This window comes from Phyllobacterium sp. NPDC097923, assembly GCF_044760925.1.
GTDB classification, from domain to species: Bacteria; Pseudomonadota; Alphaproteobacteria; order Rhizobiales; family Rhizobiaceae; genus Phyllobacterium; species Phyllobacterium calauticae.
Genome location: NZ_JBIWBL010000001.1, coordinates 1,479,846 through 1,497,706 on the forward strand (window position 1 = coordinate 1,479,846; position 17,861 = coordinate 1,497,706).

Annotated in this window: 15 protein-coding genes; 12 read left to right on the forward strand and 3 right to left on the reverse strand. The window is 59.4% G+C overall.

Annotation, left to right across the window (positions count from 1 at the left end):
- Positions 1-43 precede the first annotated feature (43 nt).
- The 10 genes from frr (at position 44) to lpxB (ending at position 10,480) form a co-directional block, all read left to right on the forward strand.
- On the forward strand, positions 44-604 hold the full coding sequence (frr, locus tag ACIQWS_RS07470) for a ribosome recycling factor (protein WP_105732890.1): 561 nt from the start codon (positions 44-46) through the stop codon (positions 602-604).
- A 40-nt stretch (positions 605-644) separates the two neighbouring features.
- Complete coding sequence (locus tag ACIQWS_RS07475; RefSeq protein WP_346306825.1) at positions 645-1,364, forward strand: isoprenyl transferase; 720 nt, start codon at positions 645-647, stop codon at positions 1,362-1,364.
- On the forward strand, positions 1,361-2,212 hold the full coding sequence (locus tag ACIQWS_RS07480; protein WP_403173784.1) for a phosphatidate cytidylyltransferase: 852 nt from the start codon (positions 1,361-1,363) through the stop codon (positions 2,210-2,212). Before ACIQWS_RS07475 ends, ACIQWS_RS07480 begins: the two co-directional genes overlap by 4 nt.
- 54 nt (positions 2,213-2,266) lie before the next feature.
- Positions 2,267-3,406, forward strand: coding sequence for an RIP metalloprotease RseP (gene rseP, locus ACIQWS_RS07485; RefSeq protein ID WP_346306823.1), 1,140 nt, complete (start codon positions 2,267-2,269; stop codon positions 3,404-3,406).
- A gap of 229 nt (positions 3,407-3,635) precedes the next feature.
- Positions 3,636-6,005: an outer membrane protein assembly factor BamA gene (gene bamA / locus ACIQWS_RS07490; protein ID WP_346306822.1), complete on the forward strand. Its 2,370-nt coding sequence runs from the start codon at positions 3,636-3,638 to the stop codon at positions 6,003-6,005.
- A 53-nt stretch (positions 6,006-6,058) separates the two neighbouring features.
- Positions 6,059-7,117, forward strand: a complete 1,059-nt coding sequence (lpxD, locus tag ACIQWS_RS07495) for a UDP-3-O-(3-hydroxymyristoyl)glucosamine N-acyltransferase (protein WP_223615029.1) — start codon at positions 6,059-6,061, stop codon at positions 7,115-7,117.
- Complete coding sequence (gene fabZ / locus ACIQWS_RS07500) at positions 7,110-7,595, forward strand: 3-hydroxyacyl-ACP dehydratase FabZ (RefSeq protein WP_346306821.1); 486 nt, start codon at positions 7,110-7,112, stop codon at positions 7,593-7,595. The genes lpxD and fabZ overlap by 8 nt, the downstream gene beginning before the upstream one ends.
- Positions 7,595-8,428: an acyl-ACP--UDP-N-acetylglucosamine O-acyltransferase gene (lpxA, locus tag ACIQWS_RS07505; protein WP_403173816.1), complete on the forward strand. Its 834-nt coding sequence runs from the start codon at positions 7,595-7,597 to the stop codon at positions 8,426-8,428. The genes fabZ and lpxA overlap by 1 nt, the downstream gene beginning before the upstream one ends.
- The gene (locus ACIQWS_RS07510; RefSeq protein ID WP_403173823.1) at positions 8,412-9,302 is read left to right on the forward strand and encodes an LpxI family protein; all 891 of its coding nucleotides are present in this window, start codon (positions 8,412-8,414) and stop codon (positions 9,300-9,302) included. The genes lpxA and ACIQWS_RS07510 overlap by 17 nt, the downstream gene beginning before the upstream one ends.
- Entirely contained in the window at positions 9,299-10,480 is a 1,182-nt protein-coding gene (gene lpxB, locus ACIQWS_RS07515; protein ID WP_403173828.1) for a lipid-A-disaccharide synthase, read from the forward strand. Before ACIQWS_RS07510 ends, lpxB begins: the two co-directional genes overlap by 4 nt.
- Positions 10,481-10,543: 63 nt before the next feature.
- Here lpxB and gltA read toward each other — a convergent pair whose 3' ends face one another.
- Together gltA and gltX are read right to left on the reverse strand one after the other, a co-directional pair.
- A complete protein-coding gene (gene gltA, locus ACIQWS_RS07520) occupies positions 10,544-11,836 on the reverse strand; it encodes a citrate synthase (RefSeq protein ID WP_105732880.1) in 1,293 nt (430 codons plus the stop codon).
- Between the two features lie 301 nt (positions 11,837-12,137).
- The gene (gene gltX, locus ACIQWS_RS07525; RefSeq protein ID WP_403173839.1) at positions 12,138-13,562 is read right to left on the reverse strand and encodes a glutamate--tRNA ligase; all 1,425 of its coding nucleotides are present in this window, start codon (positions 13,560-13,562) and stop codon (positions 12,138-12,140) included.
- A 232-nt stretch (positions 13,563-13,794) separates the two neighbouring features.
- Here gltX and ACIQWS_RS07530 point away from each other — a divergent pair, with 232 nt between their 5' ends.
- Positions 13,795-16,116 (forward strand): ComEC/Rec2 family competence protein, encoded by a 2,322-nt coding sequence (locus ACIQWS_RS07530; protein WP_403173845.1) that lies wholly within the window; start codon positions 13,795-13,797, stop codon positions 16,114-16,116.
- Here ACIQWS_RS07530 and lexA read toward each other — a convergent pair.
- Positions 16,110-16,829: a transcriptional repressor LexA gene (gene lexA, locus ACIQWS_RS07535; RefSeq protein ID WP_105733144.1), complete on the reverse strand. Its 720-nt coding sequence runs from the start codon at positions 16,827-16,829 to the stop codon at positions 16,110-16,112. The two genes, ACIQWS_RS07530 and lexA, sit on opposite strands and share 7 nt — an antisense overlap.
- Before the next feature lie 188 nt (positions 16,830-17,017).
- Between lexA and ACIQWS_RS07540 the strand changes: the two genes are divergently transcribed.
- Positions 17,018-17,860: a GNAT family N-acetyltransferase gene (locus tag ACIQWS_RS07540; protein WP_346306816.1), complete on the forward strand. Its 843-nt coding sequence runs from the start codon at positions 17,018-17,020 to the stop codon at positions 17,858-17,860.
- Position 17,861: the final 1 nt, after the last annotated feature.

Below are 17,861 nucleotides of genomic sequence, written 5' to 3' on the forward strand. Positions count from 1 at the left end.
AGGGGCTGACCAGAATAACGGAAAGAATATAGGAGCGTTGAATATGAGTGATGCACTCGATTTGAATGACCTGAAGCGCCGTATGGATGGTGCCGTGCAGGCATTGAAACATGACCTCAATGGCCTGCGGACAGGCCGTGCATCGGCGAGTTTGCTGGAGCCGATCACCGTCGAGGCCTATGGCTCGCATATGCCGCTGAACCAGGTCGCCAACATCACCGTGCCCGAATCACGCATGCTTGCCGTCTCGGTCTGGGACAAGTCGATGGTTGGCAAGGTCGAGCGTGCCATTCGCGAGTCGGGTCTCGGCCTCAATCCGATCACCGATGGCAACAATCTGCGCATTCCCTTGCCGGAACTCAATGAGCAGCGCCGCAAGGAACTCGTCAAGATTGCCCATCAGTATGTGGAGCAGGCGAAAGTTGCCGCCCGCCATGTGCGCCGCGATGGTATGGACGAGTTGAAAAAGCTCGAAAAGGATGGCGCGATCAGTCAGGATGACAACCGCGTTCTTTCCGAAAAAGTACAGAAGCTGACGGACGAGACCATTGCCGAAATGGACAAGGTCGTTGCAGTCAAGCAGACGGAAATCATGCAGGTTTAGTCTGTTTTTAGCCCGTTAATACCACCGGAGGTTGAATGCCATGTCCAATCCGCGCCACATTGCCATCATCATGGATGGAAATGGCCGTTGGGCAAAAGCACGTGGCCTGCCACGCACCGCCGGTCACAAGGCGGGCGTCGACGCGCTGCGCGAGACCATTCGCGCCGCCGGCAAAATGGGCATTCCATATCTGACCCTGTTTGCGTTCTCATCGGAAAACTGGTCGCGCCCGCGATCCGAAGTGTCTGATCTGATGGGCCTGCTCAAGCTGTTCATCCGGCGCGATCTGGCTGATCTGCATCGCGAGAATGTGCGCGTGCGCATCATCGGCGAGCGGGAAGGCCTGGCGAAGGATATTCGCGCCCTCCTGACAGAAGCAGAAAGCCTGACCGAGAAGAACACGGCACTGACGCTGATCATTGCCTTCAACTACGGTTCGCGCAATGAAATCACCCGCGCGGTGAAGGCGCTGCTGTCCGACGTGGCAGCGGGTGTTCTGACGCAGGACGAGGTGACCGCCGAGGCTATCGGCGAGCGGCTCGATACGGCGGGCATTCCGGATCCGGATCTGATCATCCGCACCAGCGGCGAGATGCGGCTGTCGAACTTCCTGCTCTGGCAGGCGGCCTATTCGGAGTTCATGTTCCTGCCGTGCTACTGGCCGGATTTCAAATCGACCCACCTGGCGGAAGCGATCGAAACCTTCCACATGCGCGAGCGGCGCTTTGGCGGCGTCAATCAGCAGGAAATAGCTCTGTGACGGCTTCGGGGCCATCCGCACCGGACAAGGGCACCGGCCGTCTCAGCAATCTGCATATACGAACCCTCAGTGCCGTTGTCATGATTGCAATCGCCGTCGCCCTGACCTGGGTTGGCGGCGTGCCATTTGCGCTCATGGCCAGTGCCATCGGTTTGGGTGTTTTCTATGAATGGCATGCCATAACGCTGGATCGCTCCAGCCTGCTGACCCGCGGCGTTGCCTGGGCCTGCCTGATCGTTGTGCTTGGACTTTTGCTGCTGTCGCACAACGGATTGTTGATCATTGCCATCTTGCTGGCAGGAGCCGCGCTGACAGCCATGCTGGGCGGCCGGCAGTCCGGCCTATGGCCGGCGATCGGTCTGCTCTATGCCGGATTTCCGGCCATCGCGCTGACATTCGTGCGCGGCGACACGGGAGATGGCTTTGCCGCTGTTCTGTTCCTGTTCGCCGTCGTCTGGTCGACCGATATCTTCGCCTATTTCAACGGACGGGCACTGGGCGGGCCAAAACTGGCTCCGCGTTTCTCGCCGAATAAAACCTGGTCTGGGGCCATTGGCGGCGCTGCCGCGGGCGTGGCTGCCGGTGTGGCCTGCGCAGCCTTCATTACCCCGGCCGGCGGCGTGCCCATTCCGCTCATCGCCTTCGTGCTGTCGGTGACCGCACAGATCGGCGATCTCGGCGAATCATGGGTCAAACGGAAATTTGGCGTCAAGGATTCGGGGTACATGATCCCCGGTCACGGTGGCGTGATGGACCGAGTGGATGGACTTGTAGCCGCAGCGGCATTGCTGTACCTCATCGGGGCAATTCTGGTGAAGCCGGAAACACCTTACGACATTCTTTTCTAGCAGGCTGAGCTTAAGTGACCCTCTGATGGGGTTGGGCAAGGCCCGGAGGACACTTTGACGGATACGCTGAGCTATATCTTCGGCACGCACGGTTTGCTTATCGGTACGATTTTACCCTTTCTGATTGTACTCACGGTTGTCGTCTTCGTTCACGAGATGGGGCACTATCTCGTAGGGCGGTGGTGCGGCATCGGCGTCCAGGCCTTTTCGATCGGTTTCGGGCCTGAACTGTTCGGGTTCAACGACCGCAGCGGTACCCGCTGGAAATTGTCGGCGATTCCCCTGGGCGGTTATGTGAAGTTCGCCGGCGACGAGAGCGTCGCCAGCTCGCCGATCGGCTTGTCTGAAAACATGACCGCTGAGGAGCGTGCCGTGGCTTTCCACACCCAGCCCGTGTGGAAACGCGCAGCGACGGTCTTTGCCGGCCCGGCGTTCAATATTCTGCTGACGGTTGCGATCTTTTCCGTTTTCTTTGCGCTCTACGGCCGCATGGTGGCGGACCCGGTGGTTGCGGAAGTGCGTCCGGGCGGCCCTGCTGCCGTGGCCGGATTTCAGCCGGGCGACCGCTTCATCAGTGTGGACGGAGACAAGGTGGAAACCTTTGCCGATGTTCAGCGGCATGTTTCGGCACGGGCTGGCGATTCCCTGAAATTTGTCGTCGAGCGCAAGGGGCAGGAGGTCAGCCTGACCGCCACTCCGGAGCTTGCCGAACAGAAGGACGCCTTGGGCAATCCGGTGAAAGTCGCCGCGATCGGTGTAGTGAACAATCAGGAGTTCGGCAATTTCCGGCGGGTGACGTACAACCCCATCGAATCAGTCGGCCAGGCGGTGCGTGAAAGCGGTTTCATCATTGCCCGGACGGGCCAGTTTTTCAGCCGTTTCTTTGCCGGCAGGGAAGACAAGTGCCAGCTGGGCGGACCGGTCAAAATTGCCACGATGGCAGGGCAGGCTGCCAGTCAGGGGATCGACTGGCTGATTCAGCTGACCGCCATGCTGTCGATCGGCATCGGTTTGCTCAATCTTTTCCCGCTGCCGCCCCTGGATGGCGGACATTTGATCTTTTATGCCGTGGAAGCGGTCATCCGCAGGCCAGTAAAGCCGGCCGTTCAGGAGATTTTCTTCCGGATAGGCTTCCTTCTGGTGCTGGGATTCATGGGTTTTGTTGTGTTTAATGATCTTTTCGCCTGTCGGTGATGAAAATTAAACATTAGTGAAAATTAAAGGGGTGGGGTGGAAAAGCGTTATGATCTGTTTACTATAAGCCGTGAATGGCGTGGCAGGGATGCCACGCTTTCGTGTGAAGTAAATAGATTTTAACCGTAAGCCTTGCGTGTATGTAAAAACCGGCTATGACGGTGTGCGAGTAATTGCTTAGTCCGGGATCTCGCCCGGGGACAACGAGAAACAAAGGTTTAGTAGGCCTATGGCGGCAAGTTCAAAATTCGTTGGTGCAGCGTCGGCGCTCGCCATTTCAGCGGCTCTGGTAAGTTCGGGAGCGATCGTTACGACGGTTGCGGGGATTACAGCAGCACAGGCAGCAACCGTCAGCCGCATTGAAGTGCGCGGGAACACCCGTGTGGATGCCCAGACAGTCAAGGACAATCTCGGCATCACGCCAGGCAAGCCTTTTTCCAACAATGATATTGATGCTGCCACCAAGCGCCTGTTCAACACGGGTCTGTTCGGCGATGTGCGCATCACCCAGTCCGGCGGTGCGTTGATCGTTACCGTGTCCGAGCACCAGGTCGTCAATCAGGTCATTTTCCGCGGCAACAAGAAGATCAAGGACGCGCAGCTGACTGGTGTCGTGCAGTCGAAGTCGCGCAGCGCCTTCAGCCAGCAGACGCTGGACGCTGATACCGAGGCTGTCCGCGCCGCTTATCGCAACATCGGCCGCAGCGATGCTACGGTAAGTTCGCGCATCATGGATCTCGGTCAGGGTCGCGTCAATGTTGTCTTCGACATCAATGAAGGCGACCGCACCAAGATCGCCAACATCGTATTTGTCGGCAATAACGCCTTTGGTGAGCGCCGCCTGCGCGACGTGATCTCGACCAAGCGTTCCAACCCGTTGTCCTGGCTGACGCGCAATGACGTGTACAGCGAAGATCGCATGCGGGCGGACGAAGAGTCGCTGCGCCGCTTCTATTACAACCGCGGTTATGCGGATTTCCGCGTCGTCTCGTCGACAGCCAATCTCGATGCTGCCACCAACGAATACACGATCACCGTTACGGTTGAAGAGGGTGAGAAGTACAAGTTCGGCGGCGTAGAAATCCAGAGCTCGGTCGAGGGTGTCGATACATCCAAGCTGGGTGGTCTCGTGCAGACATCCGAAGGCGATACGTATAACGCCAAGGAAGTCGAAGACTCCATCATCAAGCTGTCCGAAAAGGTGGCTGGCCAGGGTTATGCCTTTGCCAAGGTGGAACCGCGCGGCGACCGCAACTTCGAGAACCACACGATTTCGGTCGTCTACAACATCGACCAGGGTCCGCGCGCCTATCTCGAGCGCATTGAAATCCGCGGCAACGAGAAGACACGTGACTACGTCATCCGCCGTGAGTTCGATGTGAGCGAAGGCGATGCGTTCAATCAGGTTCTGATCCAGCGCGCCAAGAAGCGTCTGGAGCGGCTTGAATTCTTCCAGACCGTCAATATCTCGACCGCTCCCGGCTCGCAGCCTGACCAGGTTATTCTGGTTGTGGACGTTGTCGAGAAGTCGACCGGTGAATTCTCCATCGGTGGCGGTTATACGACCGGTGGTGAAAGCCCCGGACCGACAGTGGAAGGCTCGATCACCGAGCGCAACTTCCTCGGTCGCGGTCAGTATATCCGTATTGCTGCCGGTGGCGGTCTGAACAACAACCGTACATACTCGCTGTCCTTCACCGAGCCTTACTTCCTCGGTCAGCGTATTTCGGCTGGTTTCGATCTGTTCAAGCGCCAGTCTGGCGTCAATGACAAGTATCAGACCGATTTGACCGGCGGTACGATCCGTTTTGGTCTGCCGATCACCGAAACACTGACGGCGGGTGTTGCTTACAACCTGTCGCAGGAAAAATACACGATCGAAGACGCTGCGAAGATCCCGGGGACGGACATTCCTGATCCGTCGCAGATTTCGCAGGCATTCATTGATGCGGCAAATCGCGGTACGTGGATCAAGTCGTCGGTCAGCTGGTCGCTTGTCTACAATACCATCGACGATACGAAAAACCCGCATGATGGTCTCTATGCCAAGTTCAACCAGGAATATGCTGGTGTCGGCGGCGATGCCAACTACCTGAAGACAACGTTCAAGGGCAGCTACTACAAGACGCTTTCCCAGGAAATGGACATTGTCGGCCTTGTCGGTGTCGGCGCTGGCTATATCAAGGGATTTGGCGACGATCTGCGCGTGTTTGACACGTTCAAGAACAATCAGGAAATGATTCGCGGCTTCAAATATGCCGGTATCGGCCCACGCGACTTGAGCGTGGCAGATGCCAAGGGCAGCTTCCTGGGTGGTAATACATACTTCAATGCCACCGTGGAAACGCAGTTCCCGCTGCCGATCGTTCCTGAGAGCCTGGGTATTCGTGGCGCCCTGTTTGCCGACGCTGCTACATTGTATGGCAATGATCTCAAGCAGGCATCGAACACCAGCATGGAATGGCGCGCATCCGCGGGTGTAAGTATCATGTGGGCATCGCCGTTCGGTCCGCTGCGCTTCGACTACGCTTTCCCCGTCAAGAAAGTGGATGGCGATCAGGTGCAGAACTTCAACTTCGGCATGTCGAGCAAATTCTGATAGATTGCTGACCTCCCGGGGGAGCATATTTCCCCGGGGGAGAAAGTTAGTCGATGGCCGATCCGATCTTTTATGAGCCACTGCTGAACGTGACTGTTGGTCAGATCGCCGATCTGACCAATGGCGTTCTTGTGGACAGTTCTCTGGCCAACCGGCCGGTCGCCCGCCTTGCATCCCTGGCTGATGCCGGTCCCGATGCGCTTGTGTTCATCGATGGCAAGAAGAACGCGCAAAATCTCGAAGGTTTGAAAGCCGCCGGCGTTTTGTGCACGGACGAAGTCAAAGCAAGCGTGCCCAAGACCGTAGCCGTTATCGTCAGCCGCCATCCGCAGCAGGATTTCGCCGCCATTGGCCGCGCGCTTTATCCGCGGGCGGTGAATGCGCATCTCTGGAGCGGCGAAGAGACGGGTGTTTCACCGCACGCCATCATTGATCCGACCGCCGAAATAGAAGACGGCGTGACGATCGAGCCCGGTGTCATCATCGGCAAGCGCGTTTCCATCGGTGCCGGCACCGTCATTGCCGCCAGCGTGGTGATCGGCAATGGCTGCAAGATTGGCCGCGACTGCTATATCGCGCCGAGCTGCTCGGTCCAGTATGCCTTTCTTGGCAATCGTGTGCTGCTGCATCCGGGCGTGCGTATCGGGCAGGATGGTTTTGGTTATGTTCCGGGCAAGGCCGGCCTCGACAAAATGCCTCAGCTTGGCCGCGTCATCATCCAGGACAATGTCGAAATTGGCGCCAACACGACCATTGATCGCGGCGCGCTCGCCGATACGGTGATTGGCGAAGGCACAAAAATCGATAATCTCGTGCAGATTGCCCACAATGTTCGTATTGGACGCCATTGCGTGATTGCTGCGCAATGTGGCATTTCCGGTAGTGTGGTGCTTGGCGACATGACGATGCTGGGTGGCAGCGTCGGCATCAAGGATCACGTCAATATCGGTTCCCGCGTGGAAATCGCCGCAGCAAGCGGTGTGATGAATGATATTCCGGACGGAGAGCGGTGGGCCGGTGCGCCCGCGCAGCCGTTCAAGCAATGGTTCCGTGAAATCGCGAGTGTCCGCGCGATGACCAGGACCAAGAAGGAGAGCAGTTCAGATGAATGAAAATGTACAGGCGAGCAGTCTTGGCGTCGCGGACATCCAGAAGCTTCTGGCAAATCTGCCGCATCGCTATCCCTTTCTGCTGATCGACCGCATCGTCGATATCGATCGCGATGTCTCGGCCACGGGCATCAAGAATGTCAGCATCAACGAGCCGCATTTTGCCGGTCATTTTCCTGAACTGCCGATCATGCCCGGCGTTCTGATCGTTGAAGCCATGGCCCAGACCGCCGGTGCTATCGTGCTGTTCCACAATGGCAGCGGCAAGCCGGGCAAGGTCTTCTTCATGACCATCGACAATGCCAAGTTCCGCAAGCCTGTCGTGCCGGGTGATCAGCTCAAGCTGCGCGTGACCAAGCTGAAGCAGCGCGGCAACATCCATAAGTACAGCTGCGTTGCGGAAGTTGACGGCGTGAAGGTTGCCGAAGCTGAAGTGGCGGCAATGGTCAGCTTCCCAGAAGAAGACGAGACCGGAGCTTGATGTCCAATTCCAGCATTCATCCCACGTCGATTGTCGAGGCGGGCGCAAAGATTGGTGACAGGGTAAACATCGGGCCATTCTGCCATATCGGACCGGAAGCGGTCATTGGCAATGATGTCACTTTGCTGAGTCATGTCGTCATCATGGGGGCGACCACCCTCGGCGATGGCGCAAAAGTCTACCCGAACGCCATTCTGGGCGGCGATCCGCAGAACACCAAGCACAAGGGCGGGCACACCACGCTCATCATTGGCCGGAACTGCACGATCCGCGAAGGCGTCACGATGAATCGCGGCACCGATGGCAGCCGGGGTTTGACCACGGTTGGCGACAACTGCATGTTCCTGGCCTATTCGCATGTGGCGCATGACTGCGACATCGGCGACAACGTGACCTTTGCCAACAATGTCATGATCGGCGGCCATGTGTCCGTTGGCAACAATGTCATCATTGGCGGCGGTGCGGCCTTGCATCAGTTTGTGCGGGTTGGCCACCACGCGTTTGTCGGCGGGCTTGCAGCAGTGGCACTGGATGTCATTCCCTATGGCATGGTGATCGGCAATCACGCCTATCTGGGCGGCCTGAACATTGTCGGCATGAAGCGCTCGGGCATGGCCCGCCCGGAGATACACAATCTGCGCCGTGCGGTGCGCATGCTGTTCGACCGCAGCAAGCCGGTCCGCAATCGCGCCGGTGACGTGCGTCTTGCCTTTTCTCAATCGCCGGCGGTTCTCGATCTGGTCGATTTCATCACCGCTGATACCAAACGTGCCTTCTGCACGCCGCCCCTCGGTTCCGGAATCGAGACCAGCGACAGTGACGACAACAGCTAAGACAACGGATGGGACGCAACCGGCGGCCATAACGGGCCGCACGGCGATTGTCGCGGGCAACGGGCTGCTGCCCATTTCCATCGCGGAAAGCCTGCAGAAGCAGGGTGCGAACCCCCTGATCATTGCCATCAAGGGTGAGGCATCGCCCGAGATCAATGCGCGCAAGCACGCCGAAATCTCGATCGTCGAGCTGGGCGGCCTGATGAAAATCCTGAAATCGGAAGATATCAGCAATGTCGTGCTGGCGGGTGGCGTGCGCCACCGGCCGGAATTCTCCGCAGCGCTGCGCCCCGGTAACGGCAATCTCGTCGCGTTGTATCGTTTCATGCGGGCTTTTCGCCTCGGTGACGATGGTTTGCTCAAGGCCGTGATCTCAACCATTGAATCCTACGGCTTCCGGGTTGTCGGCGCACACGAGATCGTTCCGGATATTCTGGCGCCTGAAGTGGGCACCATCACCCGGAAGAAAGCCGATCAGGCAAGCATTGCCGATATGCGGGCCGCCCGCGCGGCGGCCATCATGATCGGCTCGCTCGATATCGGGCAGGCGGCGATTGCCGTCGGCAGCCGCGTGGTGGCGCTGGAGGGCGTGGAGGGCACCGACGCCATGCTGCAGCGGGTGGCCGAACTGCGCGTTGCCAAGCGGATCAACCGCAAGGGCGGTGTGCTGGTGAAATGCGCCAAACCGCAGCAGGAAGTGCGGGCGGATTTACCGGCCATCGGCGTAAGCACCGTGGAGAATGCGGTGAAGGCCGGTCTGAAGGGTATTGCCATCGAAGCGCGGCGCACGCTGATCCTTGGCTATGCCGAAACAATCGCCGCTGCCAACGAAGCCGGTATTTTCATCGAAACTTTTGCGCAGGAGGCCGAGTGAAAACAGCAGCAAAGCCGCTTCGCCTTGCCATTGTCACCGGCGAAGAGTCCGGCGACCTGCTTGGCGCCGATCTGGTGCAGGCCCTGCGGCGGCAGTATCCGGGCGAGGTGACGCTGACCGGTGTCGGCGGCGAGCATCTCTCAGCGCTTGGCCTTAACTCCTTGTTCGACCAGCACGAAATCGCTCTGGTCGGGCTGACGGCCATCGTCACCAAACTGCCGCAGCTCATCCGCCGCATAGCGCAGCTGGCCAAAGCCATCATTGCGGCGAAACCCGATTGCCTCGTGATTATCGACAGCCCGGATTTCACCCACCGCGTCGCGCGCAAGGTGCGGGCGGCGGATCCCTCGATCCCGATCATCAACTATATCAGCCCGTCGGTCTGGGCCTGGCGCCCGGAACGCGCCAAGGCGATGCGCGGCTATATCGACCATGTGCTGGCCATTCTGCCGTTCGAGGTGCAGGCATTGCAAGATCTCGACGGCCCGCCTGCCACTTATGTCGGCCACAGGCTGGTGACCCATGCGCCGCTGCTGGCGGCGGCAGAGCGGAACCGGGCGCGGGAAAGCAGTTTCGCTGACAGAACCGAACACAATCTTGTTGTCCTGCCGGGGTCACGCAGAGCAGAAATATCAAGCCTTTCCAAACCTTTCGGTGAGGCAATTGAACTGCTGGCGGAACGCGGCAACCGCTTCAGGCTGACATTGCCGACGCTTCCCAAAGTCGAACCACTGGTGCGCCAGCTCACGGCCGGCTGGAAAATCCAGCCAAACATTGTGGTGGGTGAAGCGGAACGCCTGAAAGCCTTCGCCGAAGCCGATGCGGCTCTGGCTGCGTCCGGGACCGTGTCGCTGGAACTCGCACTGGCGCGCATCCCGACGGTGTTGTCATACCGGCCTGACTGGCTGGCGCGCATGTTCATTGCGCCGCGCATCAAGGTCTGGAGCGCCGCCTTGCCCAATATCATCGCCGACAAACGGGTTGTGCAGGAATATTTCAACCAGTTCGTTCGTCCCGGACCACTGGCGCGCGAAATCGAACAACTGCTGAAACCCGGCCATGCCAGGGCGTTGCAGCTTGAGGGTTTCGACGAGATCGCGGCATTGATGCGGACCGAACGGCCATCCGGCGAGATTGCCGCCGGGAAAGTTCTCGACTACGTGCATCAGAGGGCCTGAGGAACAGGCTTTTGGGTATGAAAAAGGCGCCGAATGGCGCCTTTTTTCGTATTCTGGATGATCTTATTTGCGATTGCCGACCGGAACGTAGTCGCGCTGTGTTGCACCGGTGTAAAGCTGGCGCGGGCGGCCGATCTTCTGGTGCGGGTCTTCGATCATTTCCTTCCACTGGGCAATCCAGCCAACCGTACGGGCAACGGCGAACAGCACGGTGAACATGGTGGTGGGGAAGCCGAGCGCCTTTAAGGTGATGCCGGAATAGAAGTCGACATTCGGATAGAGCTTCTTCTCGATGAAATATTCATCGGTCAGGGCAATACGCTCCAGCTCCATGGCGACGTCGAGCAGCGGATCGTCCTTGATGCCGAGTTCGGCGAGAACTTCCTTGGTGGTCTGCTGCATGATCTTGGCGCGCGGATCGTAGTTCTTGTAGACGCGGTGGCCAAAGCCCATCAGGCGGAACGGATCATTCTTGTCCTTGGCGCGGTTGATGAATTCCGGAATGCGGTCAACCGTACCGATTTCGCCGAGCATGTTGAGGGCGGCCTCATTGGCGCCGCCATGGGCCGGGCCCCAGAGGCAGGCAATGCCGGCAGCGATACAGGCGAACGGATTGGCACCGGACGAACCGGCAAGCCGCACCGTCGACGTCGAGGCATTCTGCTCGTGATCAGCGTGCAAAATGAAAATCCGGTCCATTGCGCGGGCAAGAACCGGATTGGGGACGTAGTCTTCGCACGGCACGGCAAAGCACATGTGCAGGAAGTTGGTGGCGAAATCGAGATTGTTCTTCGGGTAAACGAAGGGCTGGCCGATGTGATACTTGTAAGCCATCGCAGCCAGGGTCGGGATCTTGGCGATCATGCGGATGGATGCAACCATGCGCTGATGTGGATCGGAAATATCGGTCGAGTCGTGATAAAAGGCCGACAGGGCGCCAACGCAGCCGACCATGACAGCCATGGGATGGGCGTCACGGCGGAAGCCGCTGAAGAAGCGCGACATCTGTTCGTGCACCATGGTGTGGTGCGTTACACGATAGTCGAAATCATGCTTCTGGCTCTTTGTCGGCAGTTCGCCGTAAAGCAGGAGATAGCAGGTTTCGAGGAAGTCGCCCTTTTCGGCGAGTTGTTCGATTGGATAGCCGCGATGCAGCAAAATGCCTTCGTCACCGTCGATATAGGTGATCTGCGACTCGCAGGAGGCTGTGGATGTAAAACCCGGATCGTAGGTGAATGCACCCGTGTTCTTGTAGAGTGTTCCAATGTCCACGACATCAGGTCCGATGGTGCCTTTTTTAATCGGTAACGCAAACTCGTGACCATTCAGATCGATGTTGACGCTATTCTCAGACATTGCCGTTCCTTTCTTGCTTCAGCTCCCGCTGACATCCCGTGTACCATTCCGAAGTTCGCTGCTTGAGCAGTAGACTCTCGTCGAACTTCGGAAGTGAAAGCACACGAGTTACTTCATATTCCAGTATGCCTTTGAAACAGGATGTTCCTTGCAGGCAGGTTATTTTCTGACCTCTGCGTTCAGCACACTGGCCCAAAGCCTTGACCTCTTTGCAAGGTCTTTATCCTGATTTTCTCAGGCACGTCACCGTAGCCGAACGGCACAATGTTGCAATGCAAAAATGCACCGTCGAGGCTGCGGATTAACCTTTTATCCGGTCTTCGATACGCCCCAGCGACTCCTCGCGGCCAAGCACCGCCAGCACGTCGAAAACCCCCGGAGATGTTGCTCTTCCTGTCAATGCCGCCCGCAAGGGCTGGGCAATTTTACCCAGTTTCAGGCCGGTATTTTCCGCATGAACCCGCACGGCCGCATCCAATGCTTCGGCGGTCCAGTCATTGACGGCCGACAGCGCCGGAAGAACGCCGGAAAGCACACCCAGGCCCTCTTCGTTCAACAGGCCGGCTGCCTTTTCATCCAATGCCAACGGGCGCTGCGTAAACAGGTATTTCGCACTGTCCGCCAGTTCGACCAGCGTCTTGGCGCGTTCCTTCAGGCCGGGCATTGCCGCCAGCAATTGCTGACGGGTCCGGTCATTGAGCCGCGACAGAATGTCCGCGCCGCCTTCGATTTCCGGCAGGATGTCGATCATCGCCTTGACCAGGTCGGCATCGGCGGAGAACCGCATGTAGTGACCGTTGATCGCTTCGAGCTTCTGGAAATCGAAACGCGATGCGCCGCGATTGATGTCGGAAATCTCGAACCACTCGATCATCTGCGCATCGGACATGATCTCGTCATCGCCATGGCTCCAGCCAAGGCGGACGAGATAGTTGCGCAGGGCGGCGGGCAGATAGCCCATGGCGCGATAGGCTTCCACGCCGAGCGCACCGTGACGCTTCGACAGCTTTGCCCCATCCGCACCGTGAATCAGCGGAATATGACCCATCACAGGGATATCCCAGCCCATCGCATCATAGATGATCGCCTGGCGCGCCGCATTGGTCAGGTGATCGTCACCACGGATGATGTGGGTGACGCCCATGTCATGGTCATCGACGACAACCGCGTGCATGTAGGTCGGATTGCCGTCGGAGCGCAGGATAATGAAATCATCGAGATCCTTGTTGGGAAAGCGCACATCGCCCTGTACGAGGTCGCGCACCAGGGTTTCGCCGTCCTGCGGCGCCTTGATGCGGATAACCGGCTTGACGCCTGCAGGGGCTTCCTTCGGATCGCGATCGCGCCAGCGGCCGTCATAGCGCGGCGGGCGGCCCTCGGCGCGGGCTTTTTCGCGCATTTCCTCAAGCTCTGCCGGCGAAGCATAGCAATAATAGGCCTTGCCCTTGGCGACCAGCTCTTCGGCGACTTCCCAGTGGCGGGGCGCGCGCTCGTATTGCGACACCGCATCGCCATCCCAATCGAGGCCCAGCCACTTCAGGCCATCGAGAATGGCCGTGACAGCCGCTTCCGAGGAGCGTTCCCGGTCCGTGTCTTCGATGCGCAGCAGCATCTTGCCGCCCGTATGCTTGGCATAAAGCCAGTTGAACAGGGCCGTGCGGGCGCCGCCAATATGGAGGTATCCGGTCGGGGAGGGTGCAAAACGGGTAACAACAGGTGACGACATAAGGACTCCAACAGACGTCTCGGCCATTAGCCTAACATCCAATCGATTTGATCTGGCGTTGATGTAGCATAGGAGCGCTGTCGTGCAAGGGCATTGGCAGAATTGGAGGCAAATGCAGGGGCCAGGCACCAGTACACAAACGAGTGAACGGCAGTTTTTTGATCGTCCGGCGGACGATGAGCCGGGTCTTGCGCCCCGAATATCCCAAAATGTTGGTGTCACCCGGCGAGGCGTGAGTCTGTCCGCAGCGCTGCGCCGGCGCATGGGGTTGGGGCAGGATTTGCTCCCGGCCGTTTCCCGGGCATGCGGGCGGGATTATGATCGCGGCAGTCTTTTCCTGTTCGTTCCGGTTTTTGCCGGCAGCGGCGCCATCGTCTATTTCAGTCTGCCATCGGAACCGCGGCTGAGCGCCATCCTCTTCGGATTGACCGCGCTTGCCGGGTTCAAACTCCTGGCACGCGAGCGGCATCTGACGGGGATGGGTCTTTCCGCCGCCGTGCTGGTTGTCATGGGCATGCTCTGCGCCAAGCTGGAAACGCTGCGTCTGGATACGCCAATGCTCGGCTCCGCCGTCACCACACGGCTGACCGGCCGCATCGTCGCGATCAACCGCGCCGAACGGGGCGGCTGGCGCGTGACGGTGGACGTGATAACCACGGAGCGCCCGCTGCTGCGCTATGCCCCGGCAAGGCTGGTTGTATCGGCCCGAGCCTTGCCACCTGAAGCTGCCATAGGCAGCGGGCTGCGCGGTCTGGCGCATCTGCGCCCGCCATCCGGTCCCGTGCGATCCGGCAATTACGACTTTGCCTTCCACAATTACTACAGGGGCATCGGCGGCAGCGGCTTCTTTCTCGGCAGGCCGGAAGCAGCCTCTCTGCCTGAACCGGCTGATTTGACAACCAGAACGCTGTTTGCCGTCGCTGCGATGCGCCAGGCACTCACTGATCGTATCCTCGGTCATATGCCGGGAGAAGCCGGTGCCATCGCCGCATCGCTGATCACCGGCCAGCGCGATGGCATCAGCGAGGCCACCAACAACGCCATGCGGCTGAGCGGCCTGTCGCATATCCTCTCCATTTCGGGATTGCACATGGCGCTCGTGGCCGGGATCGTCATCGGCTCGCTGCGTGCGTGCATGGCCTTCTTTCCGGACTTTGCCGCGCGCCATCCCATCAAGAAATTTTCGGCATGCGCAGCGCTGCTGGCGTCGGCATTCTATCTGCTGCTCTCGGGGATCGACGTGGCGGCCCAGCGCAGCTTTGTCATGCTGGCAGTCATGCTTGTCGCCATGACCGTGGACCGGGCGGCGCTGTCGCTGCGGAATGTTGCCCTGGCCGCCTTGGTAACCATTGCCATCGCGCCGCACGAGGTGATGGGACCAAGCTTCCAGATGTCGTACTCGGCCACAGCCGCACTGATCGCATTCTACGGCTGGTGGTCGCCGCGCAGGGCCGGCCGGACCGCGCGGCGTGCCTCCGGCAACAGCCTGTTGTTGCGGCTGCCCGGCAAGATCGGCGATCATATCAGTGATGTCGCGCTGACATCCCTGGTCGCCGGTTCGGCCAGTGCGATCTTTGCCGCCTATCATTTCAACAATACGGCGCCGCTCGGGCTGATCGGCAACGCCTTTGCCTTGCCCGTGGTCTCGGTTCTGGTCATGCCCTTCGCCGTACTGGCGCTGTTGCTGATGCCGTTCGATCTGGATTTCCTGCCGTTCGCCGTCATGGAACGCGGCATCGAGCTGGTGGTGTTCATCGCCCATCACGTTGCCGCACTCTCGCCCTCGGGCAATCTCGGTCCGATGCCGCAGCCGAGCCTTATCCTGATGAGCGTGGCACTTGTGATCCTGCTTCTCACGACGTCGTGGTTGCGTCTGTGCGGTCTGCCGCTGTTTGCTGCGGCCATCCTGATCATGGCACGCACAGCGCCGCCGGATATCGTCCTGTCGGAGGATGGCCGGCTGGCCGGTGTGCGCAATGGCACGGCATTGATGATCAATCGCCCGCAGGGCGGCGCCTTCACGTTAAACAACTGGCGGCAGGGTTTTGGGCTGGAACAGATCGTCAAACCGGCGCGGATCGGCAAAGAGGCAGCGGAGGGTGCCTTCGAATGCGCCGGAAAGCTCTGCCTGGCGCGCGAACCGGGCGGTCTCATCATCGCCTATACGGATGATCCCGCGCAAAGGAACCCCGCATGCAGCGAGGGGAATATCGTCGTGCTGGGCTTTGCCGGTGTGGACACCGATTGCCCTGTTCCGGGCCCAATGGTGATCACGCGCCGCGATCTCGCCTTGAACGGTGCTGCGGAAATCCGGTTCGGTTCCGGCGGGCAAGGGCAGGGTGACGTGACGGATCTATCGAAAGCCGGAGAAGCGCTGGAGCAAAGGGTGCAGTCGGCCCGCCTGACCTGGGCGATCGGTCCGCCGGACCGACCCTGGAACAAGTACCGCACTCATTCCAATGCGGCGCGCAACCGGCCGGAGCATTCACGCAAGGCCCACGCGATCGAAGGCGTCCCGAACAATGTCGAACGGGACGCGGCGGCCGGTCAGTAACGGCGGATCAGGCCGACGAGCTTGCCCTGCACCCGCACGCGGTCCGGTCCGAAAATCCGCGTTTCATAGGCAGGGTTGGCGGCTTCCAGGGCAATCGAGGCACCCTTGCGGCGGAACCGCTTGAGGGTGGCTTCCTCATCATCGACCAGCGCCACGATGATTTCGCCTGGGCTTGCGGTGTCGCCGCGCTTGATGACGACGGTATCGCCATCAAAAATACCCGCTTCGATCATCGAGTCGCCCTTGACCTCAAGCGCATAATGTTCGCCGCTGCCGATCATATCTGGCGGAAGGCTCAGCATGTGGGTCTGGTTCTGGATCGCGGAAATCGGCACACCAGCGGCAATCCGGCCCATGACCGGAATGCTGACATTGGCAGGCATGTCCATATCGTTGGAGGCGCGCGGCTGCGGCTTGGGCGGTGCAACATTGCGTCCGAGACTGCCCTCGATGACGCTCGGCTCGAACTTTCTCTGGCTGTTGAGGCCGGGTGCGATGGAGTCCGGCAGGCGCAGGACTTCCAGCGCGCGTGCCCTGTTCGCAAGCCGGCGAATGAAGCCGCGCTCTTCCAGCGCAGTGATCAGCCGGTGAATGCCGGATTTGGAGGCCAGATCCAGCGCATCCTTCATTTCGTCGAAGGATGGCGGAATGCCCGTCTCCTTCAGACGCTCATGAATGAAGAGAAGAAGTTCATGTTGTTTACGCGTGAGCATCGGCGATCCTTTAGCAGGGAATCGGAAAAACAAAACCAGAACAAACACTATCTGTTCCAGCATTGTTCTACAAGTGCTTAATATTCCGTTGCGGCAATGCTGGAAGCTTGGTTACGAAGCATGTGGGGGCAGAAATGCACCCGTTCAGGGTACTGTTCCGTCGGTTTCCAACTGGATATCACAATATCATGACAGCTTTCATCCGAATCGCCGAGCGCCAGGACCTTGACACCATCATCGACTGGGCAGCTGCCGAGGGCTGGAACCCCGGTTTGGACGATGCGGACGCATTCTGGGCCGCGGACCCCAAAGGCTATCACGTGCTTGAGGTCAATGATGAACTGACGGCAGCGGTCTCGCTGGTCCGCTATGCGAGAGACTACGGCTTTCTCGGCTTCTACATGGTGCGTCCGCAATCGCGCGGGCTGGGTTTCGGCTGGTCGCTCTGGCAGGATGTGCTGAGCGGATTTGCCGGACAGACCATCGGCCTTGATGGTGTCGTTGCCCAGCAGGAAAACTATCGGAAGTCGGGGTTTGTCTATGCCCATGCGAATTACCGCTATGGCGGCGCCCCCGGCTGCAGGGCACCCGTCAGCGACGATATCGTCGCCATCGATGCGCAATGGATCGGCGCCGTCGCCGCCTATGACCGTCAATTCAATCCCGAACCACGGGAATCGTTTATCCGTGCCTGGCTCGGCCCGTCCGGCTCGCGCCACGGCCTGGCCTGCATTGCCGACGGAAAAATCGCGGGGTATGGCGTCGTGCGCGCATGCCGCGAGGGTTGCAAAATCGGTCCCTTGTTTGCCGAAACCGAAGAGATCGCCGACCGGCTGTTTCAATCGCTCGCAGCAAAGGCCGGGGATGCACAGGTCTTTCTGGATATTCCCGGGACCAATGGGGCCGCGCGGCGCCTGTGCGACCGGTACGGTCTGGCGCCGGTGTTCGAAACCGCACGCATGTATCGCGGACCGGCGCCCGAATTGCCGCTCGACCGGATTTTTGGCATCACAACCTTCGAATTGGGCTAGG

Excerpts from the sequence above, each read along its gene's own strand:
- ACIQWS_RS07475 (WP_346306825.1), top strand. The coding sequence starts at position 645 with ATGTCCAATCCGCGCCACATTGCCATCATCATGGATGGAAATGGCCGT.
- lpxD (WP_223615029.1), top strand. The coding sequence starts at position 6,059 with ATGGCCGATCCGATCTTTTATGAGCCACTGCTGAACGTGACTGTTGGT.
- frr (WP_105732890.1), top strand. The coding sequence starts at position 44 with ATGAGTGATGCACTCGATTTGAATGACCTGAAGCGCCGTATGGATGGT.
- gltX (WP_403173839.1), bottom strand. The coding sequence starts at position 13,562 with ATGTCGTCACCTGTTGTTACCCGTTTTGCACCCTCCCCGACCGGATAC.
- fabZ (WP_346306821.1), top strand. The coding sequence starts at position 7,110 with ATGAATGAAAATGTACAGGCGAGCAGTCTTGGCGTCGCGGACATCCAG.
- bamA (WP_346306822.1), top strand. The coding sequence starts at position 3,636 with ATGGCGGCAAGTTCAAAATTCGTTGGTGCAGCGTCGGCGCTCGCCATT.
- lpxA (WP_403173816.1), top strand. The coding sequence starts at position 7,595 with ATGTCCAATTCCAGCATTCATCCCACGTCGATTGTCGAGGCGGGCGCA.
- lexA (WP_105733144.1), bottom strand. The coding sequence starts at position 16,829 with ATGCTCACGCGTAAACAACATGAACTTCTTCTCTTCATTCATGAGCGT.
- gltA (WP_105732880.1), bottom strand. The coding sequence starts at position 11,836 with ATGTCTGAGAATAGCGTCAACATCGATCTGAATGGTCACGAGTTTGCG.
- ACIQWS_RS07540 (WP_346306816.1), top strand. The coding sequence starts at position 17,018 with ATGACAGCTTTCATCCGAATCGCCGAGCGCCAGGACCTTGACACCATC.